At 74.4% G+C, this 23,376-nt stretch carries 17 protein-coding genes; 4 read left to right on the forward strand and 13 right to left on the reverse strand.

What is annotated here, in order from left to right; all coding sequences use genetic code 11:
* Window positions 1–25 precede the first annotated feature (25 nt).
* The 3 genes from AC27IY_RS14225 to AC27IY_RS14235 all read left to right on the forward strand — a co-directional run bounded on the left by AC27IY_RS14225 (window position 26) and on the right by AC27IY_RS14235 (window position 8,736).
* Window positions 26–2,380, forward strand: coding sequence for a hypothetical protein (locus AC27IY_RS14225; protein ID WP_487178220.1), 2,355 nt, complete (start codon window positions 26–28; stop codon window positions 2,378–2,380).
* Between the two features lie 82 nt (window positions 2,381–2,462).
* The gene (locus tag AC27IY_RS14230; protein ID WP_487178221.1) at window positions 2,463–5,873 is read left to right on the forward strand and encodes a phosphodiester glycosidase family protein; all 3,411 of its coding nucleotides are present in this window, start codon (window positions 2,463–2,465) and stop codon (window positions 5,871–5,873) included.
* Window positions 5,874–5,976: 103 nt separating this feature from the next.
* Window positions 5,977–8,736, forward strand: coding sequence for a glycoside hydrolase family 2 TIM barrel-domain containing protein (locus tag AC27IY_RS14235; RefSeq protein ID WP_487178222.1), 2,760 nt, complete (start codon window positions 5,977–5,979; stop codon window positions 8,734–8,736).
* A gap of 62 nt (window positions 8,737–8,798) precedes the next feature.
* Here the strand turns inward: AC27IY_RS14235 and tuf are convergent, their stop codons facing one another.
* The gene (tuf, locus tag AC27IY_RS14240; RefSeq protein WP_364456301.1) at window positions 8,799–9,959 is read right to left on the reverse strand and encodes an elongation factor Tu; all 1,161 of its coding nucleotides are present in this window, start codon (window positions 9,957–9,959) and stop codon (window positions 8,799–8,801) included.
* A 240-nt stretch (window positions 9,960–10,199) separates the two neighbouring features.
* Here tuf and AC27IY_RS14245 point away from each other — a divergent pair, with 240 nt between their 5' ends.
* Window positions 10,200–11,516 (forward strand): serine hydrolase domain-containing protein, encoded by a 1,317-nt coding sequence (locus AC27IY_RS14245; RefSeq protein ID WP_487178223.1) that lies wholly within the window; start codon window positions 10,200–10,202, stop codon window positions 11,514–11,516.
* Between the two features lie 4 nt (window positions 11,517–11,520).
* Here the strand turns inward: AC27IY_RS14245 and menC are convergent, their stop codons facing one another.
* From menC to AC27IY_RS14305, 12 genes are all read right to left on the reverse strand, one after another.
* Entirely contained in the window at window positions 11,521–12,621 is a 1,101-nt protein-coding gene (gene menC, locus AC27IY_RS14250; RefSeq protein WP_449954352.1) for an o-succinylbenzoate synthase, read from the reverse strand.
* Window positions 12,618–13,352, reverse strand: a complete 735-nt coding sequence (locus AC27IY_RS14255) for a GNAT family N-acetyltransferase (protein ID WP_487178224.1) — start codon at window positions 13,350–13,352, stop codon at window positions 12,618–12,620. The genes menC and AC27IY_RS14255 overlap by 4 nt, the downstream gene beginning before the upstream one ends.
* A gap of 53 nt (window positions 13,353–13,405) precedes the next feature.
* Complete coding sequence (locus tag AC27IY_RS14260; protein WP_329578763.1) at window positions 13,406–13,951, reverse strand: acyclic terpene utilization AtuA family protein; 546 nt, start codon at window positions 13,949–13,951, stop codon at window positions 13,406–13,408.
* 45 nt (window positions 13,952–13,996) lie between these two features.
* Window positions 13,997–15,583, reverse strand: a complete 1,587-nt coding sequence (locus AC27IY_RS14265; protein ID WP_423447455.1) for a Na+/H+ antiporter — start codon at window positions 15,581–15,583, stop codon at window positions 13,997–13,999.
* Window positions 15,584–15,629: 46 nt separating this feature from the next.
* On the reverse strand, window positions 15,630–16,262 hold the full coding sequence (locus tag AC27IY_RS14270) for a vitamin K epoxide reductase family protein (RefSeq protein WP_487178225.1): 633 nt from the start codon (window positions 16,260–16,262) through the stop codon (window positions 15,630–15,632).
* Complete coding sequence (locus tag AC27IY_RS14275; RefSeq protein ID WP_487178226.1) at window positions 16,259–17,011, reverse strand: DsbA family protein; 753 nt, start codon at window positions 17,009–17,011, stop codon at window positions 16,259–16,261. Before AC27IY_RS14275 ends, AC27IY_RS14270 begins: the two co-directional genes overlap by 4 nt.
* A 98-nt stretch (window positions 17,012–17,109) precedes the next feature.
* Window positions 17,110–18,102 carry a M24 family metallopeptidase gene (locus AC27IY_RS14280; protein ID WP_487178227.1) on the reverse strand — a complete coding sequence of 331 codons (993 nt, stop codon included), beginning with the start codon at window positions 18,100–18,102 and terminating at the stop codon, window positions 17,110–17,112.
* Window positions 18,099–19,040, reverse strand: a complete 942-nt coding sequence (locus AC27IY_RS14285) for an ABC transporter ATP-binding protein (protein WP_487178228.1) — start codon at window positions 19,038–19,040, stop codon at window positions 18,099–18,101. The genes AC27IY_RS14280 and AC27IY_RS14285 overlap by 4 nt, the downstream gene beginning before the upstream one ends.
* A complete protein-coding gene (locus AC27IY_RS14290; protein WP_487178229.1) occupies window positions 19,037–19,813 on the reverse strand; it encodes an ABC transporter ATP-binding protein in 777 nt (258 codons plus the stop codon). Before AC27IY_RS14290 ends, AC27IY_RS14285 begins: the two co-directional genes overlap by 4 nt.
* Window positions 19,810–20,670, reverse strand: a complete 861-nt coding sequence (locus AC27IY_RS14295; RefSeq protein ID WP_344206046.1) for an ABC transporter permease — start codon at window positions 20,668–20,670, stop codon at window positions 19,810–19,812. Before AC27IY_RS14295 ends, AC27IY_RS14290 begins: the two co-directional genes overlap by 4 nt.
* A complete protein-coding gene (locus AC27IY_RS14300) occupies window positions 20,667–21,728 on the reverse strand; it encodes an ABC transporter permease (RefSeq protein WP_344206048.1) in 1,062 nt (353 codons plus the stop codon). Before AC27IY_RS14300 ends, AC27IY_RS14295 begins: the two co-directional genes overlap by 4 nt.
* Complete coding sequence (locus AC27IY_RS14305; protein ID WP_487178230.1) at window positions 21,729–23,312, reverse strand: ABC transporter substrate-binding protein; 1,584 nt, start codon at window positions 23,310–23,312, stop codon at window positions 21,729–21,731.
* Between the last annotated feature and the right edge of the window lie 64 nt (window positions 23,313–23,376).

The following is a 23,376-nucleotide window of genomic DNA, read 5'->3' on the forward strand; positions in this document are numbered from 1 at the left end:
AGCGCCAGTACAGGATGCTGGTGCCATGGACGGCTTCCTCGACGACACCTGCGGCGGCCTCACGGAGCTGCGCGTGCACGGCGTGCACGGCACGCCGCCGCAGACCACCCTGCACCACCCCCATCCCTGGCGGGTGGCCGGCGACGGCGTCACGGGCTTCTACCGGCGCTGGTGGCCCGAGGGCCGCCCGGCCGGCGGCGACGCCGACGTGCCCGGCGTGCGCCGCCGGGAGGCCTACGCCTGGGGCGGGCTCACCTCCGGCGGCCGGGCGCTCGCCCTGTGGCTGCCGCTGCTGCCGTTCTCGCTGGTCAACCTGGCCTACTTCATGCTGCCCAGGCCGTCGCGCGGCAGGTGGCTGCGCCGCCTCACCGAGGCCGGGCTGCGGCTGTTCGCGCTGCTGCTGACCGGCACGCTGGTCGGCGCGGTCACCCGGGCGAGCGTCGACCTGTTCGGCTGGCAGTGCACCGCGCCCGGCCGCGCCTGCACCCTCGGCGGCGCGCCCGCGTTCGCGCGCTGGCTGGCCGAGACGCAGGCCGGGGAGCCGTCGCGGCGGCTGGCCGTCGCCGCGCTCGCGCCGCTGCTGGTCGTCGCGCTGCTGTGGTGGCTCGGGCGGCGCACCTGGCAGCGCGACGAGCAGACCGTCGTCCCGCCCGGCGGCGGGCCGCACTCGCCGATCCCCCTGGCCCGGCCGCGCCTGTGGCACGGCGGCGCGCCGGTGTGGCGGCTGCGCGTGGTGCACGTCTCCTTCGCGGCCGCCTCGGTCGGGCTCGCGGTGGCCGGGCCGTTCGCCGCCACCCGGGCCGGGCTCGCGCTGACCGTCGCCAACGCCGCCGTCCAGGTCGCCGCCGCGGCGCTGGTCGTGCTGCCGTCGATCGCCCGCCGCCTCGACCCGCACACCGGCGCCACCGCTCCGGCCTGGCTCACCTGGTCGTGCCGGGGGCTGCGGGCGGCCGCCGCGCTGACGCTGGCCGCCACCGGCTGCGCCGCCCTCGCCGGCCTCGGGCCGGGAGCGGCCGGGCGGCAACTCCCCGGCATCGGCGCCGGCGCGCTCCAGCAGGCCCTCGTCCTCGGACTCGGCCTGATCCTGCTGGCCGCCGTCGCCGCGCTCGCCATCTTGGACCGGCCACGCGGCCACGACCCCGCCGAGCGGCGCGCACTCGGTGAGCTCGCCGTCATGGACCAGCCGCGCGGCCACGACCCGAGCAAGGGCCGGGGGCTCGCCGTCGAGGACCGGCCGCGCGACCACGACCTCGTCGAGCGGCGGGCGCTCGGTGGGCTGGGCGCCTGGGTGGCTCTCATGCTCGCCGCGGGCATGGCCAACGTCCTGGCGCTCGGCCTGCTGTTCTGGACCGCCGGCTACCTCGGCGAGCCCGGCGCGCCGGACTCGCCCGCGCCGCCGGCGGTCATGCTCTTCCTCGACGACACGATCTGGTGGCGGGCCGCGCTGGTGCCGCTGCTCGCGCTCGCCGCGCTCGCCGTCGCCGCCGTCCTGTGGCGGGCCGGCCGCACCGAGCGCGACCGGCTGGCGAAGCGGCTGGCCCACTACTACGGCGAGCGCCACGCGCCGGCGGTGGCCGCCCTCTGGAGCTGCGCCGCGCTCACCGACCGCGCCGGGCTCGTGCTGGGCGTGCTGACCGGCGTCGGGGTGGCCGGGGTCACGGCGGCGACCGTGCTCGGCCAGTTCGGGCTGATCGCGCCGGTGGGCGGCCTCGCCGGGGCGCTGTCGTCGGCAGGGAGCTGGGCGCTGGTCGCCGTCGGAGTGGGGCTGGTGCTCATCGGGCGGCGCGCCTACCGCGACGGCCGGCTGCGCAGGACGGTCGGCATCCTGTGGGACGTCTCGACCTTCTGGCCGCGCGCCGTCCACCCGCTCGGCCCGCCCTGCTACGCCGAGCGCGTCGTCCCCGAGCTGGTGGCGCGGGTGGGCCGGCTGGCCCGCACCGACCAGGACCAGGTGATCGTCTCCGGCCACAGCCAGGGCAGCGTCATCGCCGCCGCGGTGGTGCTGCAGCTCAAGCCCGAGCTGCGGCGGCGGGTCGCGCTGCTCACCCACGGCTCGCCGCTGCGCCGCCTGTACGCGGCCTTCTTCCCCGCCTGGTTCGGCGCCGAGGGGCTGGCGGCGGTCCGGGCCGCGGTGCCCTGGCACAACCTCTACCGGCTGAGCGACCCCATCGGCGGGCCGGTCTTCCGGCGGCTCGACCCGTTCGCCGCCGCCTCCCACGGCCCGGTGAGCGACGACCCGGTGGACCGCCACTGCTGGGACCCGCGCCGGCCGGCGCTCGGCGAGCCGCTGCCGGAGGCCCGCCGGCACTCCGACTACTGGCTCGAACCGTCCTACGACGTGGCCTTCGACCGGCTGGTCCGGATCAAGGCGCCCGCGTGAGCGCACCTCCCAAGATCTGAAATTTTCTTTTAGTTCACCCTTCGGTCTTGAAAGTTATATCCGCGAGCGATTGAGTTCGGTCGTGCAGACCCTCCGAATGCTGGCCGCCGCCGCGCTCGCGTTAAGCCCTCTGGCCTTGACCGCCGCGCCCGCGCAGGCCGACCCCGCGCCACCCGTGGAGGACGCCCTCCAGGCGTCGTCCTATCCGCCCCCGTCCACGCTGCTGTCCCGGGCCGCCGCCGAACAGCGGCGGCTGGAGACCGCCAAGCGCACCCGCCCGGTCGCGCCCGGCATCTCGCTCACCTCGTTCGACACCTACGACGAGCTTGGCTGGCTGCGCGCCGACGCCATCACCGCCGAACTCGGCGGCGGCACCGGCGGCAACCGGGCCGACTACGTCTTCTCCGGCGAGGTGACCAAGACCGAGCCGCTGTCCGGCCCGGCCGGCCGCAGCCGCGCCGTCGCCGCCGTCAACGGCGACTTCTTCGACATCAACAACTCCGGCGCCGCCCAGGGCATCGGCGTCCAGAACGGCACGCTCGTCCAGTCGCCCGTCGCCGGGCACGAGAACGCGGTCGCCATCACCGGCGACGGCGTCGGCCGCGTGCTCAAGATGTACTTCGAGGGCACCGCGACCCCGGCCGGCGGCTCGCCGATCAAGCTCACCCAGTTCAACCAGCTCGTGCAGCGCGACGGGACCGGCCTGTTCACGCCGCTCTGGGGCTCCCACACGCGGGCCCGCGCCGTCGAGGGCGCCACCGCCGTCGCCGAGGCCGTCCTGGTGGACGGCGTCGTCACCGAGGTACGCACCGCCGCGGGCGACGGGCCGATCCCGGCCGGCACCACCGTCCTGCTCGGCCGCGACGCCGGGGCCGCCGCCGTGGCCGCGCTCAAGGCCGGCGACCGCGTGGACGTCGCGTACCGGCCCAAGCCGGACGACGGCGGCGCCGTCCAGGCCGCCGTGGGCGGCAACTGGGTGCTGGTCAAGGACGGCGTCGTCCAGAACAGCACCGACCAGGCCGCCCACCCGCGCACCGCCGTCGGCTTCTCCGCCGACGGCCGTACGATGCACCTGCTCACCGTGGACGGCCGGCAGGCCGACAGCCGCGGCGTCACGCTCAACGAGCTGGCCGCCATGATGGCCGACCTCGGCGCCGCGAACGCGCTCAACCTCGACGGCGGCGGCTCCTCCACGATGCTCGCCCGCGAGCCGGGCTCGGCCGCCGTGCAGGTCGAGAACAGCCCCTCCGACGGCGGCGAGCGGCACGTGCCGAACGGCCTGGCCCTGTACGCGCCCGAGGGCAGCGGCAAGCTGAAGGGCTTCTGGCTGGAGACCGCGAGCGACCCGGCCAAGGCCCCCGGCGTCGGCCCCGTCGCGGGCGGCCGCCCCGACCGCGTCTTCCCCGGCCTCACCAGGAAGCTCACCGCCGCCGGCTACGACGAGACCTACGGCCCCGCCGCCGGCACGCCGTCCTGGCGGGCCCAGCCCGCCGTGCACGGCGTGGTCCGCGACGGCAGGTTCCACGCCCTCGTCCCCGGCCAGACCACCGTCACCGCCTCGCGCGGCGCCGCCAAGGGCACCATCGAGCTGACCGTGCTCCAGCCGCTGGAGCGGCTCGGCGTCACCGCCGACCGGCTCGGCATCTCCGGCGCCGACGGCACCGCCACGTTCGGCGTCGTCGGCTACGACCGCAACGGCAACTCCGCCCCCGTCGAGCCCGCCGACCTCACCCTCGACTACGACCGCGCCCTGCTGGAGGTCACCCCCGCCGAGCACGGCTACTTCACCGTCAAGGCGAAGAAGACCACCGGCTCCGGGCTGATCACCGCCAAGGTCGGCAAGATCACCACCGCTGTGCCGGTGACCGTCGGGTTCGAGGAGAAGCCGGTCGCCGACTTCGAGGACGCGGCCACGTGGACGTTCGCCGCGGCCCGCGCCACCGGCTCGCTGTCGGCCGCCCCCGGGCGGAGCGGCAACGCGCTGAAGCTGTCCTACGACTTCACCACCTCCACCGCCACCCGCGCCGCCTACGCCAGCCCGCCGCAGCGGATCGTGGTGGACGGGCAGCCCCAGGCGTTCGGGCTGTGGATCCACTCCACCGGCAAGGGCGAGTGGCCGAGCCTGGAGTTCTACGACGCGCTCGGGCAGTCGCAGATCCTGCGCGGCCCGTACATGACGTGGACCGGCTGGCAGTACGTCGAGTTCGCCGTGCCCGCGGGCGTCAACTACCCGCTCAAGCTGCGGCGCTTCTACGTCGCCGAGACCAAGGCGGACGCCAAATACACCAACGAGATCCTCATCGACGGGCTCGTCGCCAAGGTGCCGCCGACCGTGACCGCGCCGGCCGCGCCCAAGGTCGCCGACCCCGTGGTCAAGGCGTCGGTGGCGGAGATGCCGTGGCGCTTCGCGGTCATGTCCGACGCGCAGTTCGTCGCCAGGGACCCCGACAGCGACATCGTGAAGAACGCCCGCCGCACGCTGCGCGAGATCAAGGCCGCCCGGCCGGACTTCCTCGTCATCAACGGCGACCTGGTGGACGAGGCGTCGCCGGAGGACTTCGCGCTGGCCAAGCGGGTGCTGGACGAGGAGCTGGGCGGCGCGCTGCCCTACTACTACGTCCCCGGCAACCACGAGGTCATGGGCGGCGCCATCGCCAACTTCACGAACGCGTTCGGGGCGACGTACCGGACGTTCGACCACAAGGGCACCCGGTTCATCACGCTGGACACCTCCAGGCTCACCCTGCGGGGCGGCGGCTACGACCAGGTCGCGGCGCTGCGCGCCGAGCTGGACAAGGCCGCGAAGGACGGCTCCGTGGGCTCGGTCGCGGTGCTGTTCCACGTGCCGCCGCGCGACCCCACGCCCGGCAAGGGCAGCCAGCTCGGCGACCGCAAGGAGGCCGCGCTGGTCGAGGGCTGGCTCGCCGACTTCCAGCGCGAGACCGGCAAGGGTGCCGCCTACATCGGGGGGCACGTGGGCACCTTCCACGCCTCGCACGTGGACGCGGTCCCGTACTTCATCAACGGCAACTCCGGCAAGAACCCCGCCACCGCGGCCGACGACGGCGGGTTCACCGGCTGGTCGCTGTGGGGCGTCGACCCGGTCACCCGGGCCGAGGCCGAGCACGTGCGGCGCAACTGGTTCGTGGACGCGCCCGCCTGGATCGGCGCGCAGGTCCAGCCGCACGTGGACGAGCTCGTCCTCACCGCGCCCGGCAGCGTCGCGGTCGGCGCGCCCGCGCAGGTGAGCGCCGTGGTCAAGCAGGGGACGCGGACCGTGCCCGCCGCCTACCCGGCGTCGGCGTCGTGGTCCGGCTCGCCGAACCTGCACGTCGGGGCGCGTGGCGCGGCCAAGCCGTGGCACGTCGCCGTCCTCGACCCGGCCACCGGGACGCTGACCGCGCTGCGCAAGGGGCAGGTCACGGTCGCCGTCACGGTCAACGGCGTCACCCGCCAGGCCACGGTGTCCCTCACCGCCAAGGCCGCCGCCTGACGCACCGCACCCTCCGCCGAGCCCCCGCCCGCCAGGCGGGGGCTCGGCCCACGGGGAAGCCGGCGACTGCCCGGAACGTCCGTGACGTTCTAGGCTCGCGTCGATGGAACTCGTGACTTTCGCCCCCGGTTCCGGGCTGCTCGCCCCGCGCGCGGCCCTCCGCTCCGACGCCCCCTCCCTCGACCTCAACGGCATGTGGCGCTTCCGACTGTCGCCCTCGGCCGACGTGCCCGAGGACTTCGCCGACCCCGGCTACGACGACTCCGGCTGGGCCGAGCTGCCGGTGCCGTCGCACTGGCCGCTCCACGGCCACGGCGCCCCCGCCTACACCAACGTCGTCTACCCGTTCCCCGTCGATCCGCCGTACGTGCCGGACGAGAACCCCACCGGCGACCACCGCCGCGTCTTCGACCTGCCCGAGGGCTGGAGCGGCGGCCGGCTGCGGTTCGAGGGGGCCGACTCCTTGGCCCGGGTCTGGCTCAACGGGCACGAGCTGGGCTTCTGGACCGGCAGCCGGCTGCCCGCCGAGTTCGACGCGGGCCCGTGGCTGCGTCCAGGACGCAACGTGCTGGCCGTGCGGGTGCACCAGTGGTCGGCCGCCAGCTACCTGGAGGACCAGGACATGTGGTGGCTGCCCGGCATCTTCCGCGACGTCACGCTCACCCGCTCGGCGGCCGACGTGTTCGTGCACGCCACGCACGACGGCCGGCTCAGCTTCGACGGGCCCGGCGGCCGGCTCGACCTGCCCGAGCTCGGCGTCGCCGGGCTGGAGCCCGGCGTCGAGGTCCGGGTCGCCGCCGAGCCGTGGACGGCCGAGACCCCACGCCTGTACGACGCCACCGTCACCTTCCCCGAGGAGACCGTACGGCTGCGCGTCGGCTTCCGCACCGTCTCCATCGAGGACGGCGTGCTGCTCGCCAACGGCCGCCCGTTACTGCTCAAGGGCGTCAACCGGCACGAGTTCGACCCCCGCCGGGGCCGCGCCGTCACTCACGAAACCATGCGCGAGGACGTGCTGCTGATGAAACGGCACAACGTCAACGCCGTCCGCACCAGCCACTACCCGCCCCACCCCGCCTTCCTCGACCTGTGCGACGAGCTGGGCCTGTGGGTGATCGACGAGTGCGACCTGGAGACGCACGGCTTCGAACGGGTCGGCTGGCGCGGCAACCCCACCGACGACCCCCGCTACGAGGCCGCCCTGCTCGACCGCATGCGCCGCATGGTCGAACGGGACAAGAACCACCCGAGCGTCGTCATGTGGTCGCTCGGCAACGAGGCCGGCGTCGGCCGCAACCTCGGCGTCATGGCCGCCTGGACGCGCGAGCGCGACCCGTCCAGGCCCCTCCACTACGAGGGCGACCGCTCGTGCGCCCACACCGACGTCTACTCCCGCATGTACGCCTCCCACGCCGAGGTCGAGGCCATCGGCCGCGGCGAGGAGGACCCGCTCGACGACCCCGCACTGGACGCGCGGCGGCGCGCGATGCCGTTCCTGCAGTGCGAGTACGCCCACGCCATGGGCAACGGGCCCGGCGGGCTGGCGGAGTACCAGGAGCTGTTCGAGCGCTACCCGAGGCTCGCGGGCGGGTTCGTCTGGGAGTGGATCGATCACGGGATCGAGCATCCCGCCCACGGGTACGCCTACGGCGGCGACTTCGGCGAGCCCCTGCACGACGGCAACTTCGTCATCGACGGGCTCGTCTTCCCCGACCGTACGCCCTCGCCGGGCCTGCTCGACCTGAAGAAGGCGTTCGAGCCGGTCAGGATCACCTTCGCGGCGGAGGACGGGGTGGCCCGGGTCGTCAACGGGCACGGCTTCCGCGACCTGTCCCACCTGCGGTTCACCGCCACCGTCGAGATGGAGGGGGAGGTCGTCGCCGAGCACCCGCTGGAGGTGCCGCCGGACGGCGGCGAGGTGCGGCTGCCCGGCGCGGCGGCGGGACCGGGGGAACGCTGGCTGACCGTCCGCGCCCTGCTCGCCGCCGACCAGCCCTGGGCCCCCGCGGGCCACGAGGTCGCCTGGTCCCAGACCCGCCTCCCCTCGGACCCGCCGGCGCCGGCCGGGCGAACCGCCCCCACGCTCTCGGGCGCCGAGTTCGAGGATCGCAGCGGGCGGCTGACCCGGCTGTTCGGCGTGGAGGTGGAGGGGCCGCGGCTCGACCTGTGGCGGGCGCCCACCGACAACGACCGCTACAGCGGCCTCGAAGCCCGCTGGCGAGCCCTGGGCCTGCACCGCCTCACCCACCGCACGGACGCCGTCGAACGGGACGGCGGCACCCTGACCGTACGCACCCGCGTCGCCCCCGCCGCCGGCGACCTCGGGATGCGGGCGACCTACCGGTGGACCGCCACCGACGATGACGGCGCGCTGCTGCTGCGCGTGGACGTCGAGCCCGAGGGCGACTGGAGCGACCCGATCCCGCGCCTCGGCCTCACCATGACCCTGCCCGGCGCGGCCGTGGACCGGATCACCTGGTTCGGCCGCGGCCCCGGCGAGGCGTACCCCGACACCGGCCTCGCCGCCCGCGTCGGCCGCTGGAGCACCACCGTCGAGGAGTTGCAGACCCCGTACGTCCGCCCGCAGGAGAACGGCCACCGCGCCGACGTCCGCTGGGCCGACCTCGGCCCGTTCCGCGTCTCCGGCGAGCCGGTCTTCGGGCTGACCGCCCGCCGCTGGAGCACCGCCGAGCTGGCCGCCGCCCGGCACCGCCCCGACCTGACGCCCGGCGACCGCGTCCACCTGCACCTGGACCTCGCCCACCAGGGCATCGGCACGGCCACCTGCGGCCCAGGACCGCTGCCGCGCTACGACCTGTACGCCCGCCCGGCGACGTTCACGCTCCGCTTCACCCCGGCCTGAACCGGCCAGGGGGCCGGGCCCCGCCATGAACGGCGGGACCCGGCCCCAGCACCCAGGGGGAGTCAGACGGCGAGGATCGTGCCCGCGCCGACCGTCAGCCCGCCCTCGCGGACGGCGAACCCGAGCCCCGGCTCCAGCGCGACCGGCCGGCCCAGCTCGACCGCGACCTCGACGGTCTCGCCCGGCTCGGCGGGCCCGTCCAGGAGCAGCTCGCCGGGCACGTCCGTGGTCCGCAGGTAGAACTGCGGCCGGTACCCGGAGGCGATCGGCCGCCGCCGCCCGCCCTCCTCCGGCGTCAGGAGGTAGACGCGGGCGCGGAACGACGTACGCTCGCGCTGGCTGCCCGGCTCGGCCAGCACCATGCCGCGCCGCACCTGCTCGCGGCGGACCCCGCGCAGCAGCACGGCCGCGTTGTCGCCGGCCTCGCCCCGCTCCATCGTCTTGCCGAACGTCTCGACGCCCGTCACGACCGCCGTGAACCCGTCACCGAACCCGACGGCCTCGACCGTGTCGCCGACCCGCACCGAGCCGCGCTCGATGGCGCCGGTGACGACCGTGCCGCGGCCGGTGACCGTCAGCACGTTCTCGACCGGCATGAGGAACGGCGCGTCCACGTACCGGACCGGCACGGGGATGTGCTCGTCCACGGCCCGGAGCAGCGCCTCCACGGAGGCGGTCCAGACCGGGTCGCCCTCCAGCGCCCGCAGCCCGGACACCCGGACCATCGGCACGTCACGGTAGCCGTGCGCGGCCAGCAGGTCCTGCAGCTCCAGCTCGACCAGGTCGGTGAGCTCCGGGTCGGCGCCGTCGGCCTTGTTGACGGCCACGACCAGGTGCTCGACACCGACCCGCCGGGCCAGCAGCACGTGCTCGCGGGTCTGCGGCATGATGCCGTCGTGCGCGGACACGACGAGGATCGCGCCGTCGAGCTGCGCCGCCCCCGTGATCATGTTCTTCACGTAGTCGGCGTGGCCCGGCATGTCCACATGGGCGTAGTGGCGGGTGTCGGTCTCGTACTCGACGTGCGAGATGTTGATCGTGATGCCCCTGGATGCCTCCTCCGGGGTGCGGTCGATCCGCTCGAACGGCGTGTACGTCGCCTGCCCCCGCTCGGCCAGCACCTTCGTGATGGCCGCGGTCAGCGTGGTCTTGCCGTGGTCGACGTGCCCCATCGTGCCGATGTTGAGATGCGGCTTGTTGCGTACGTAGGCCTGCTTGGCCATGGTTCCTTCCTCGACTGCCCGGTGTGGTGTGTGACCCGTCCGAAGGGGCTGACGACCTCCCCCCGCCGGGTCACCTCGGGACTCACGGGAAGAGGTCAGCGCTCCAGGCCGCCGCGGGCACGCTCGCAGGCGCCCGGCAGTGCGGGCGTCACGGGGCGAACGTGCGGGAACATGAGGACCATGGTGCGGTGATCAGCACGTGACCGCAACGCATTATTCCCCCGAGGAGAGGACCCCCGCGTGGCCGACGTCATGGACCGCAGCAGGCTCGCTGAACTGATCGCCGCGTACGAGGTGCCCGGGTCGGCGCTGGCCTTTCTGCACCGCGGCGAGCTGACCGAGCTCGCGGCCGGCACGCTCAACGCCGCCACCGGCGTCGAGGCGACCCCCGACTCGCTCTTCCAGATCGGCTCGATCACCAAGGTGTGGACCGCGACCCTGCTCATGCTGCAGGCCGAGCGCGGCCGGCTCACCCTGGACACCCCGGTGCGCGAGGTGCTGCCGGACTTCCGGGTGGCCGACGAGGAGGTCAGCGCGGCGGTCACCGTCCGCCACCTGCTCACCCACACCAGCGGCATCGACGGCGACCTGTTCCTCGACACCGGCCGCGGCGACGACTGCGTGGCGAAGTACGTCGCCGCCTGCGCCGACCTGCCCCAGAACCACCCGCTCGGCGGCACCCAGTCCTACTGCAACGCCGGGTTCGTGATCGCCGGCCGGATGCTGGAGCGGCTGACCGGCAAGCGCTGGGACGACCTGGTCAGGGAGGAGCTCGCCGAGCCGCTCGGCCTCACCCACACCTGGACGCTGCCCGAGGACGTGCTCCGCTTCCGCGCCGCGACCGGCCATCTCGACGGCGGCGCGCCCGCCCCGCGCTGGGGCCTGATGCGGGCGATGGGCCCGGCCGGGCTCATCTGCGCCCGGCCCGCCGACGTCGTCGCCTTCGCCCGAGCCCACCTGGAGGGCGGTCTGCTCGCCGACCCGGCCGCGATGCGGGAGCCGCAGGTGGACATCCCCAACCCGCACACGCTGGGCCGCCAGTGGGGGATCGGCTGGGTCCTCGACGAGTGGGACGGCCACCGGGTGATCTCCCACGGCGGCAACACGATCGGCCAGCACGCCATGCTCTGGGCCGTCCCCGGCACCGGCACGATCGTGTGCGTCACCGCCAACGGCGGCCACTCCGGCGCGTTCACCCGGGCCGTCGCGACGGAGCTGTTCGCCCAGCTCGACGGCCTCACGGTGCCGCCCGCGCCCGAACCGCCCGCCACGCCGGTCGAGGTGGACGCCGCCCGCCACGCCGGCGTGTACGAGCGGACCGGCCACCGCATGACGGTGACCGCCCGCGACGGCGGCCTGCGGCTGCGCCTGGAGACCACGGGGGAGCTGGCCGACCTGGCCGAGCCCGAGGAGTTCGACCTGGTGGCCGTGGACGAGGTGACCTTCGTCGGCCGGCCGCGCGGCGGACCCGCCTGGGTGTCCGCCGTCTTCTACGAGCTGCCGGACGGCTCCCCGTACGTGCACTTCGGCGCCCGCGCCACCCCCAGGACGGCCTGAGCGCTCAGCGGGCGATCCACTCGGTGGAGGTGGTGACCTCCTTCAGCACCTCCGGCAGCGGCTCGACGCCGAGACCCGGCCCGGCCGGCACCTCCAGGTGCCCGTCCACCAGCTCGAACGGCTCGGTCACGTCGGTCGCGAAGTAGCGCCGCGACCCGGAGGTGTCGCCCGGCAGCGTGAAGCCCGGCAGCGCGGCGAGCGCCACGTTCGCCGCCCGGCCGAGGCCGGTCTCCAGCATGCCGCCGCACCACACCGCGACCCCGTGCGCCCGGCACAGGTCGTGCACCCGCCGCGCCTCCAGGTAGCCGCCGAGTCGGCCCGGCTTGATGTTGACGATCGAGCACGAGCCGAGCTCGATCGCGGCGGCGGCGTGCTCGGCCGACTCGATCGACTCGTCCAGGCAGATCGGCGTGCGCAGCCGGCGGGCCAGCCTGGCGTGCTGCACCAGGTCGTCGTTGGCGAGGGGCTGCTCGATGAGCAGCAGGTCGAAGGCGTCCAGCTTGGCCAGGCGGGGCGCGTCGGCCAGGGTGTAGGCGGCGTTGGCGTCGACCTGGAGCAGCACGTCGTCGCCGAAGCGCTCGCGCACCGCGCGCACCGGCTCGACGTCCCAGCCGGGCTCGATCTTCAGCTTGATCCGGACATAACCCTCGTCCAGGTAGCCCGCGACGGCGTCGAGCAGCCTCGGGATCGTGTCCATGATGCCGACCGACACCCCGCACGGCACCCGCGTGCGGGACGCGCCGAGGAACCCGGCGAACGACTCGCCCGACGCCCTGAGCTGCGCGTCGAGCACGGCGGTCTCCAGGGCCGCCTTGGCCATGCGGTGCCCCTTGATCGGATGGAGGGCGCGGCCGACGGCGTTGGCGTCCAGGTTCGCCGGCAGGGCGGGCAGCAGGAAGCGGCGGATCACGTCGGCGGCGCCGTCGACGTACTCGGGGGAGTAGAGCGGGTCGGACATGGCCACGCACTCGCCCCAGCCCTCGGCCTCCGGCGTCACGACCCGCACCAGCAGGACGTCGCGGGAGGTCTCGGTGCCGAACGAGGTACGGAACGGCGCCACCAGCGGCATCGCGATGCGCCGCAGCTCGACTCCAGTGATCTTCACGCTCTCTCCACAACGTAGTAGGTCCTGCCGCGGAACCCGGTCACGGCGCGGCCCTCGGCCATGAGCCCGCCGAGCACCTCGCGCACCGCGTGCCGCCAGGACTTGGCGGCGCCCGGGTCGGCGCCGCGCAGCCGCTCGATGTCGGCCGGCACCGCCACCAGCACCGTATCGGCGTCCGCGGACCCGGTGACGGGCCGCCCGCCCTCGTCGGCCAGCGCCACCACCGCGTCCCCCGTGTCACGGGCCGGGGCGGGGGAATCCTGGACGGGCCACTCGGTCAGCAGCCGGTCGGACTCGTCGCCGCGGTTGATCGCGTCGGCCATGACGCCGTAGAAGTCCGGCAGGTACGCGATCGGCCGCGCCCCCAGCTTGGCCAGGTTGAAGTGGGCGTTGCGGCGTACGAGGGGGTCGTAGGTCCAGGTGACGCGCTCCAGCCCGTGCTCGGCGGCCCAGCGCCGCTGGTGCAGCTTGAGCGCGTGCCCCGCGCCGGGCGCGACCGTGCCGGTGACGTGCGAGTGCAGCGCGGCCCCCGCCGCGAGGAACCCGACCGACGCCCCCACCAGCCGCTCGCCGTCGAACGCGCCGGCGGCGTACCCGCCGGCGTGCGTCAGCGCCCGCATCAGCTCCACCGTGACCGGCGGAGCTCCCGGCCCGAACCGCCAGATGGCCTCGAACAGCGCGTCGACCCGCTCGAACTCCGCGATCTCCCGCAGCTCCCTGACCTCGAACACCCGCAGCCGCCCCTTCCGCGCGGAACCAGCCCACCTGGGCTTTCATGGCGACGTTACGCCATGGGCGCGATGCGGACCCGGCGCGGGGCCTCCTGGCTGAGGCGGACCGCGTCGAGCGGCACCGTCACCTGCGGGGTGCGGTAGCGGCCGCCGGCGAAGCGGTCGGCGAGCGCCGCCCGCACCGCGGCGGCCGTCACGTGGCCGTCGAGCGAGCTGCGGCCGTCGCGGCCGATCTCGACCGCGCACGGGCCCGGCTGCGCGGCCAGCGCCAGCCCCGCCACCGCCGCCCCGGCGAGGGCGCCGAGGTCGTCGCCCGTCCAGCCGTAGTGCCACATCCCGGCCGCCATCACCGGTGCGGCCGGGCAGGAGCCCGGCTCGATGAGCACGACGTCCATGCCCCGGAAGAGCTGCCCGGCGATCTCCTCGGCCCCCCGGGCGACCCGGGTGCCGGCGCGCAGCCCCGGGAAGTGCGGCACCTGGCCGCCGACCGAGAAGATGAGCTTGATGCCCGGCTCCGACGGGCCGGGGCCGCTGTCGCGCCACCCGCAGGCGACGAGGTCGGCGGTGCCGGCCGACCTCCAGGTGCCGATGCGCAACATGAGGATTGACTACCCTTCGGAACGGCCGGTGACACACGGTCACGTCTAACGCAGGCTCCACACGTCGAGCCTGCGCAGCACCCGCGACACCACGGCCGGATCGGCGCGCGGGTCGCGGCGGGCCTCCAGCACCTCCTGGCGGGCGGCCGACAACATCTCGCCCTGCACCCGGCGGACCAGCCGGACGCGCTGCGCCCGCGCCTCGTACGCCTCCCGCCGCTCCTCCTCGCCCGCCTCCGGGCTGATCCGCGGCCCGAACCCCAGCATGCGCCGGTTGAGCTGCTCCAGCACGTCCTCGGGAAGGTCCTCGGCCTCGTCGATCTCCCGCAGCCGCCGCTTGGCCGCCTTGGCCGCGGCGTGCGCAAGCCGTTTCTCCAGCTCCCGCTCGGCCGCGGTGTCGGCCTGGACGCCGAGCCGCGACACCAGCCACGGCAGCGTCAGCCCCTGCACGACGAGCGTGACCAGGATGACCGCGAACGAGATGAACACGATCGCCGACCGCTCGGGGAACGGCCTGCCGTCGGCCAGCGTGAGCGGGATGGCCAGCGCGAGCGCCACCGACGCCACCCCGCGCATGCCCGCCCACCACATGACGACGGTCTCGCGCCAGCTCAGCGGGATCTCGCTGTCCTCGTGCCGCCGCCCCTCCGTCTTCTTCGCCACCCAGGCCGCCGGCAGCAGCCACAGCAGCCGGACCAGCACCACGGCCGCCACGACGGCGGCGCTCCAGCCGAGCAGCGGGCCGAGCCGGTCCGCCTCGATGCCGAGCACGGTGTGCAGCTCCAGCCCGATCAGCCCGAACGCCACGCCCGTCACCAGCGTCTCCACGACCTGCCAGAACGTACGGGCGGCGAACCTGCCCATCACGTCGTCGGCGTCGATGGTCCGGTCGGCGAGGAAGAAGGCGCTGGTCAGCACGGCCAGCACACCGGAGCCGTGCAGCTCGTCGGCCAGCGCGTAGCTGATGAACGGCACCAGCAGCGACAGCCCCACCTGCAGCGTCGCGTCGCCGAGCAGGTCCATCAGCTTCGAGCTCAGCCAGCCGAGCCCGAGCCCCACCAGCACGGCCACCACCGCCGACAGCGCGAACTCCGCCAGCGCCCCCGGCCAGGAGAAGGTGCCGGTCACGGCGGCTGCGATCGCCACGTGGTAGAGCACGATGGCGGTCACGTCGTTGAACAGGCCCTCGCCCTCCAGCAGCGCCACCATGCGCCGGGGCAGCCCGAGCCGGCCGGCCACCGCCGTCGCGGCGACCGGGTCGGGCGGCGCGACCAGCGCCCCGAGCGCCACGGCCGCGGCCAGCGGCAGGCCGGGCACGAGGGCGTGCGCGACCGCCGCCACCACCGCCGTCGTCACGAACACCAGCGCCACGGCCAGCAGGAAGATCGGCCGCCACTGGGCCGCGAACTGCCGCCACGACGTGCCCCGCGAGGCCGCGTACAGCAGCGGCGGCAGCAGCAGGGGCAGGACGATGCCGGGCGGCACGTTCACGTTGGGCACGAAGGGCAGGATCGCCATGAGGATGCCGAGCAGGGTCATCAGCACGGGGGCGGGCAGCCCCAGCCGGTCGCCGAGCGGGACGGTGATCAGCGCGCCCAGCAACACCAGCATGAGCAGCACGAACTGGTCCACCGCCACCCCCATGTGATCGACCGCGAACCAGCGTAGCCGAGCCGGGTCAGGCGAACAGGGCGGGCCCGTACCTCAGCACGATCAGCAGCGCCAGCGCGAGGAGCCAGATCGTCACGGCCAGCGCGTCGAGGTCGGCGGCGATGGCCCGGCGCAGCGCCCCCTGCGCGCGGGCGGGCAGGTACAGGTTGCCGTCGCGGATGTTCACGTGCGTCAGCGTGGACCAGACGAGCGTCGTCGAGACGGTCACCAGCAGGCACCACGGGCACAGCGCGCCGATGACGTACATCGACTGTGACAGCAGCCAGTACGCGAACACCAGCCCGAGCGTGTAGACCACCTGCGCCGCGCACATGAACCAGCGCGGGAAGCGCGCCCCGCCGAGCGCGGCCGTCGCGATCGTGATGACGACCGGCTCGCAGACCAGCCCGAGGAAGGCGTTGGGGAAGCCGAACAGGTGGGCCTGCCACGAGCTGCCGACCGTGCCGCAGCTCACCACGCTGTTGATGTCGCAGGACAGGTCGGCGGCCGGGTCGGCGGCCAGCCGCAGCGCGTCCACCGACAGCACGAACGACGCGGTCAGGCTGAGGCACGCCGACAGGAGCATGGTGCCGTAGAGCCAGCCGTTCGAGTGCCGCAACGCGTGCAACCGGGGGAGCACGCCGATCGTGGGGCTGGTCACCGGGCCGCCGCCGTCAGCGCCTCGGTGAGGGGTCCGGCGGTGTAAAGGTCGCCCTGGAACGCCTTCCCGTCGATCCGCACGGCCGGCGTGCCGGTGACGCCCGACGCGAACGCTGCCCGCGTCGCGGTGGCCGCCCACGCCTCGAAGGTCCGCTGCCCGAAGGCGGTCACCACGTCCGCGGGCACCCCGGCCCCGCGCGCCAGCTCGGCGATCCGCTCGTCGGTGAGCCCCTTGCCGCCCTCAGCGGGCTGGTAAGCGAACAGGGCCGCGCTGAACGCCAGGACCTTCCCCGGCGCGCGGTCGGCGACCGTGGCGACGGCGTTCGCGGCCCGCGTGGAGTAGCGGGTGCCGCTGCTCGCCTGGTCGAGGAAGGCCAGCGGGTGCAGCTCCAGCCGTACGGTTCCGGCCTCGACCAGCCGCGTCACCTCGGCGCCGTTGGCCGTCTCGAAGCGCCCGCAGAACGGGCACATGTAGTCGAGGTAGACCTCCAGTTTCACCGGCGCGTCGGCGCGGCCGAGCGCGAGCGCGCCGCCCGCCGTCGCGATGGCCGGGGCCGGGCCGGACCCCGCGGCGGGGGAGGACGTGCTCCCCGCCGCGTTCACGAGGGCGATCACGATCGCCACCACCAGTCCCGCGATGATCAGACCGCCGCCGATCGCGACCAGGTGGATCCGTCTCCTCCTGCGCCGCCCGGCGGCGGCGCGGGCCTCGCGCAGCTCGCGCGACCTGCTCCGTGCCTCGGTGCTCATGGCTGCCAGCCTCGGGCATCGGGGCGGGCGCGCACCTGGGCCGAAGGGTCCCGATCTTGAGGCCGTTGGTCCCGGATCGGGCGATCCGCGCTACCCCGTCACCGGTCGAGCACCTGGAGCGGCGGCGGCCCGCCGCTCAGCACCAGCGGCCCGGAGTCCGTACAGGCCACGACGTCCGCCACCCGGGCGCCGAACAGGTCGGGCACGTAGATCGCCGGCTCCAGGCAGAGCGTCATGCCGGCCGAGAGCGGCGTGTCCTCGCCCAGCCACGGCCCCTCCTCGGGGCCGAGGCCGACGCCGCGCCCGGCGTGCGCGGCGGCGAAGCGGCCGTAGCCGCTGGCGTCGATGACCTCGCCGACGGCCCGGGCGACGGCGCGGGCGGGCGCGGCCGGCCCGGCCGCCGCCAGCCCGGCCCGGTGGGCGGCCACCACCACCGTGTACATGGCCTCGAAGTCCTCCGGCGGCTCGGCGACCGCGAACACCCGCGCGACCTCCGCGCAATAGCCGCCCCACCGGCCGCACACCGACACCGCCAGCGCGTCCCCGGGGTTGATGACCCGGCCGCCCGGCAGATGCGCGGGCCTGGCCGTGTGCTCGCCGGCCGCCACGCGCAGCCCCAGCACCTCCTCGCAGCCCGACTCCAGCGCCAGCAGCCGCAGCCGGGCGGCCATCGCCCGCTCGGTCGCGCCGAACCAGGCCAGCTCGCGCGCCTGCCGCAGCACCTCCTCGGCCCGCAGCGCCGCCCGCTCCACGGCGGCCACCTCGTGCGGCTCCTTGCGCAGCCGCAGCGGCGCGAGCACCGCCGACGCGGGCACCAGCTCGGCCTCGATCGTCATGCCGAACAGCTCGCGCACCCGCATCTCCGGGTCCACCCCGACCCGCCGCGCGCCCGGGGGCACCAGCGCGGCCGGGTCGCCGGTCTCCATGGCCGTGTCCCCCGTCACGACGAGGAAACCGGCACCGTCCCGGCCGCCGAGGAAGCGGAAGTCCGGCGAGGGCCGCAGCACTAAGGCGTCCACCCCGGCCGCTGCCATCGCGGCGCGGGCGGCGGCCAGCCTGGCCGCCCGCCCGGCCTCCGGCAGCGGCGTCACTTCGGCTCGTGCAGCCAGCAGGCGACCGGCCCGAACGCCGGGTCCTCCTCCCGGCACCGGTCCATGACCAGCGGGCAGCGCGGATGGAAGCGGCATCCCGCGGGCGGCGCGGCCGGGTCGGGCACGTCGCCGGGCAGCTCCGCGGGCAGCACGCCCATCCCGTCGGGATGCGGGATGGCCGCGAGCAGCGCCTTCGTGTACGGGTGCCGCGGCTCGGCCCACACCTCCTCGGTGCGTCCGATCTCGACGATCCGCCCCAGGTACATGACGGCCACCCGGTCGGCGATCAGCCGCACCACGGACAGGTCGTGGCTGATGAACAGCAGCCCCGCGCCCGACTCCACGGCGAGGTCGCGCATGAGCCTGGCCACCTGCGCCTGCGCGGAGGCGTCCAGCGCCGAGATGGGCTCGTCGCCGATCAGCAGCCGCGGCCGGGCGGCCAGCGCCCGCGCGATCGCCACCCGCTGCCGCTGCCCGCCGGAGAACTCGTGCGGGTGCCGGCTCGCGAACTCGCGCGGCAGCCCCACCCGTTCCAGCAGGTCGGCGGGGGAGGTGGTGGTGTCCCCCGCGGTCCGCAGCCCGTCGGCGATCTGGTCGCCGACCCGGCGGCGCGGGTTCAGCGACGTGTACGGATCCTGGAACACCATCTGGACGCCGGTGTGCCGCCGCCGGCGCAGCCCGAGCGGCGTGACCGGTTCACCTTCGAAGGTGATCGACCCGCCGCTGACCGGGCCGAGCCCGCACACCGCCCGCGCCAGCGTGGACTTGCCGCACCCGGACTCGCCGACCAGCCCCACGACCTCGCCGGGGCCGACCCGCAGGCTCGCGCCCGCCACGGCACGCACCGGAGGCCGGCCGGAGGTGCGGTGCTCGACGACCAGGTCGTCCACCGTCAGCAGGGGAGCTGTCGTGGGCGCAGTCGTGGGCTGGGTGGTCATCGCACCTCCGCGTCGGGCAGGGACTCCAGCAGGGACCGGGTGTAGGGGTGCTCCGGCCTGCGCAGCACCCGGACGCGCGGCCCGGACTCCACGACCAGGCCGTCCTTCATCACGCTCACCTCGTCGGCGACCGCCGACATCACGCCGAGGTCGTGGGTGACCAGCAGCACCGCGAGGCCCAGCTCCTCGCACAGGCCGCGCAGCAGGCGCAGCACGCCGGCCTGCACGGTCACGTCGAGCGCGGTCGTCGGCTCGTCGGCGATCAGCACCTTCGGCGAGCACGCCAGCGCCACGGCGATGGCGATGCGCTGCCGCATGCCGCCGGAGAACTGGTGGGGATAGCGCCGGTACGCCTCCTCGGCGCCCGGGATGCGTACCTTGCCGAGCAGTTCGACGGCCCGCGCCCGCGCCTCGGCCTTGCCGAGCCCGAGGTGGTGGCGCATGTGCTCGGTGAGCTGCCGGCCGACGGTCAGCATGGGGTGCAGGCTGGTGGCCGGGTCCTGGAAGACCATGGCCACCTCGCCGCCGCGTACCTTGTTGAGCTCCTTGGGCGGCAGCGTCAGCAGGTCGCGCCCGCCGAGCCGGATCGCCCCGGTGGCGCGCGAGCCGTGCGGCAGCAGCCCCAGCACCGCGAGGCCCGTCATGGTCTTGCCCGACCCGCTCTCGCCGGCCAGGCCGTGCACCTTGCCGGGCTCCAGCCGCAGGTCCACGCCGCGCAGCACGTCCCGCCCGCCGATCGTCACCTTCAGCCCGGCGATGTCGAGTGCCGTCACAGCGCACGCTCCTTGATCGCACGAGCGGTACGCGGGTCGAGCGCGTCACGCAGGGTGTCGCCGAGGAAGTTGAACGCCAGCACCACCGTCAGGATCGCCAGTCCGGGGAACGTCGCCACCCACCAGCTGTCGAACACCTCGACGCCGGAGGCCACCATCGCCCCCCACTCAGGGGACGGCGGCTTGGCGCCGAGCCCCAGGAACGACAGGCCCGACAGCAGCAGCAGCGCCGTGCCGATGTCCAGGGTGGCCAGCACCAGCACGGGGCCGGTGATGTTCGGCAGCACGTCCACCCGCAGCGAGCGCCACACCGAGAAGCCCAGCAACCGCCCGCTCAGCACGAACTCCCGCTCGCGGATCCCCAGCACCAGCCCGCGCGTGACGCGGGCGTAGGAGGGCCAGGCGACGACGAGCACCGCCAGCACCGCGTTGGCGAGGCTCGCGCCGAGCGCGGCCGCCACCACCATGGCGAGGATCACCGTCGGGAACGCGAACACCAGGTCCGCCACCCGCATGATCGTCTCGTCGGCCCAGCGGCCGAAGTAGCCCGCGCAGGCGCCCAGCAGGCCGCCGATCGCCACCGACAGCACCACCAGCAGCAGCGTCAGCGGGATCGACACCCGCGCCCCGTAGAGGACGCGGCTGAGGATGTCGCGGCCGAGCTGGTCGGTGCCGAACCAGTGCCCGGGTCCCGGCGGGGCCAGCCTGGGCAGGTCCTGGGCGAGCGGGTCGTGCGGGGCCAGCAGCGGCGCGGCCAGCACCACGACCAGCCAGATCGCGGCCAGCACCGCGCCGCTGACGGCCAGCGGCTGCCGCCACGCCTCGGGCAGCCTCGCGAGGAGGCTCGCGCGTCTCATTGCAACCTCACTCGGGGGTCGATGACGCCGTACAGGACGTCCACGACCAGGTTGATGGCCAGGTAAACGACGCCCACGACCAGGCCGACGCCCATGACGGCGGGCAGGTCGAGGGTGGTCGCGCTCTTGTACGCGTACTGGCCGATGCCGGGCCAGGCGAAGATCGCCTCGACCAGCACCGTGCCGGACAGCAGGGAGCCGAAGGCGAGGCCCGCCACCGTGATGATCGGCACCAGGGCCGAGCGCAGCACGTAACGGAAGAGGATCACCCGGCCGGGCAGGCCCTTCGCGCGCGCGGCCCGCACGTAGTCCTGTCCCAGCACCTCCAGCACCGCCGAGCGGGTGAAGCGGGTGAGCAGGCCGATCGTGTAGAGCGCCAGCACCAGGGCGGGGGTGACCAGGTGCCCGGCGGCGGAGGCGAAGATGTCCCACCGGCCGGCGAGCAGCGCGTCCACCGTCTGCAGCCCGGTCACCGGCGGGGCCGAGCCGAGCGCCACGTCCACCCGGCCGCTGCCGGGCGTGATCTGCAGGCGGTAGAAGAACACGTAGAACGCCATCAGCGCCAGCCAGAACGTCGGCACCGAGATGCCGATGAGGCTGACCACGCGCAGCGTGTGGTCGGCGAGGCGGTCCCTGCGCAGCGCGGCGACCACGCCGAAGGCCACGCCCAGCACCAGCGACACCAGGATGGCCGCGCCGGCCAGCTCCAGCGTCGCCGGCACGAACTCGGCGAGGTCGGCGGCGACCGGCCGGTGGCTCTGCTGGCTGGTGCCGAAGTCGCCGTGCAGCAGGCCCTGCAGGTGCAGGAGGTACTGCTGCCAGAGCGGCTTGTCCAGGCCGTGCTCGGCCCGCCACTGCGCCACGATGGCCGGGTCGCCGAGCGCCCGCTGGCCCAGGTTGGCCGCCACGGGGTCGCCGGGCACCAGGTTCGTCAGCACGAACGTGACGAGCGTGATGCCCCAGGCCATGAGCACGGCGAGCAGCACCCGGCGCACGAGGAACCGGGCGAGCGGGGGCACCCGCCGCCCGGTCCGCTCGCGCGTCGCGTCCGGCTTCATCTACTTCGCGCCGAGGTCGGCGACGTCGACCGTCCACACCGGGTGGTACTCCAGCCCGGTCACCGACGCGGCGGTCACGATGTTCTGGCTCGCCTGGATGAGCGGGACGAACGGGCCGGCCGCGTTGAGCTTGTTCTGCATGTCGGCGTAGGCGCTCTTGCGGGCCTCGTCGCCGACCGCCTCGGCGGCCTTCACGCCGGCGGCCTCGATCTCCTTGGCCGCGCCTTCCTTCCAGCCGGCGCGCAGGCCGACCGTCTTGCCGGGCAGGAAGGCGAGGTAGTCGCTCGGGTCCGGGTAGTCAGGGCCCCAGTACCACAGGCCCATCTCCTCCTTGCCGTTGCGGTAGTTGTCGAGCGCGGTCGTCACCGGCGCGGGCTGCAGGTCCACCGTGATGCCGACCTCCTTGAGGTTGGCCTGGATGCGCTCGGCGAGCGGCTGGAACGACAGGCCGTTCACGGTCAGCTCGCTCGGGTACTCCAGCTTCACCGTGGGGTTCGACAGGCCGCTCGCGGCGAGCGCCGCCTTGGCGCCCTCGACGTCCCGCTTGGGGGCCTGCTCCGGCGGCAGCGCGCCGAGCAGCTGCGACGGGATGATGCCCGGCGCCTGCGTGGCGCCCTCGCCGGCCAGCTCCAGCAGGCCCGCGTAGTCGACGCCCTTGCGCACGGCCTCGACGAACTTGGGGTTCGGCGTGGTCTTGCTGATCGAGGAGTCCTGGTTGGCCAGCAGGAACAGCACGTTCGCCGAGGCGGTCTTCTTCACCTGCAGCGTCGAGGGCATGCCGGTGACCTGGTCGCCGGACAGGTTGAGCGCGATCTGGCTGTCGCCGCGCTGGACGTTCAGCTTCTGCGTGGAGGCCTCGACGTTGCGCAGCACGACCTTGTCGTAGGTCGGCTTGGTCCCGTAGTACTTGGGGTTCGCCTTGAGCGTGACCTGGCTGCTGACGTTGAACGACTCGATGGTGTACGGGCCCGACCCGGCGGAGCTGGAGTTCAGCCACTGCTCGGCCTTGTCCTGGGCGTCCGCGGTCGCGCCGTGCTCCTTGGCGAGCTTGCTGTTGAGGATGCCGAGCGCCGGGTTCGGCAGGATGTACGGCAGCGCCGGGTTGGCCGCCTTCGACGTCAGCGTGATCGTCGTGTCGTCGGTCTTGGCCACCTCGACGCCGTCCAGCAGGAACGACGGGGTGCCCTTCATGTCACGCACCCGGGTCAGCGAGAACACCACGTCGTCGGCGGTGACCGGCGAGCCGTCGGCGAAGGTCGAGCCCTGCTTGAGCTTCAGCGTCAGCGTCTTGCCGTCCTCGCTCAGCTCGTACGACTCGGCGAGCGCGGGCACCGGCTTGGTCACGTCGGCGCCGTCGAAGGTGAGCAGCGTCTCGTAGACGGCCTTGCCGACGATCAGGCCGGTCGGCTCGTACGTGCGGCCGGGGTCGGCGGTCTTCAGGTCGAAGGACGTGTCGATGACGAGCGTCTTGCCGCCACCGCCGCCGTCCGCGGGGGCCTGCGACGACGTGCCGCCGCTACCGCAGGCGGCGAGGGTCAGCGCACCGGCGAGCAGCACGGCCGCCTTCTGCGAGCGGGTCGCCATGGAGGTCCTCCAAGATCTGGACGTTCAGTTGAGAGATGCCGAGGATTGTGCGGCAGATCGTCCA

The organism is Nonomuraea sp. B208, assembly GCF_057536035.1.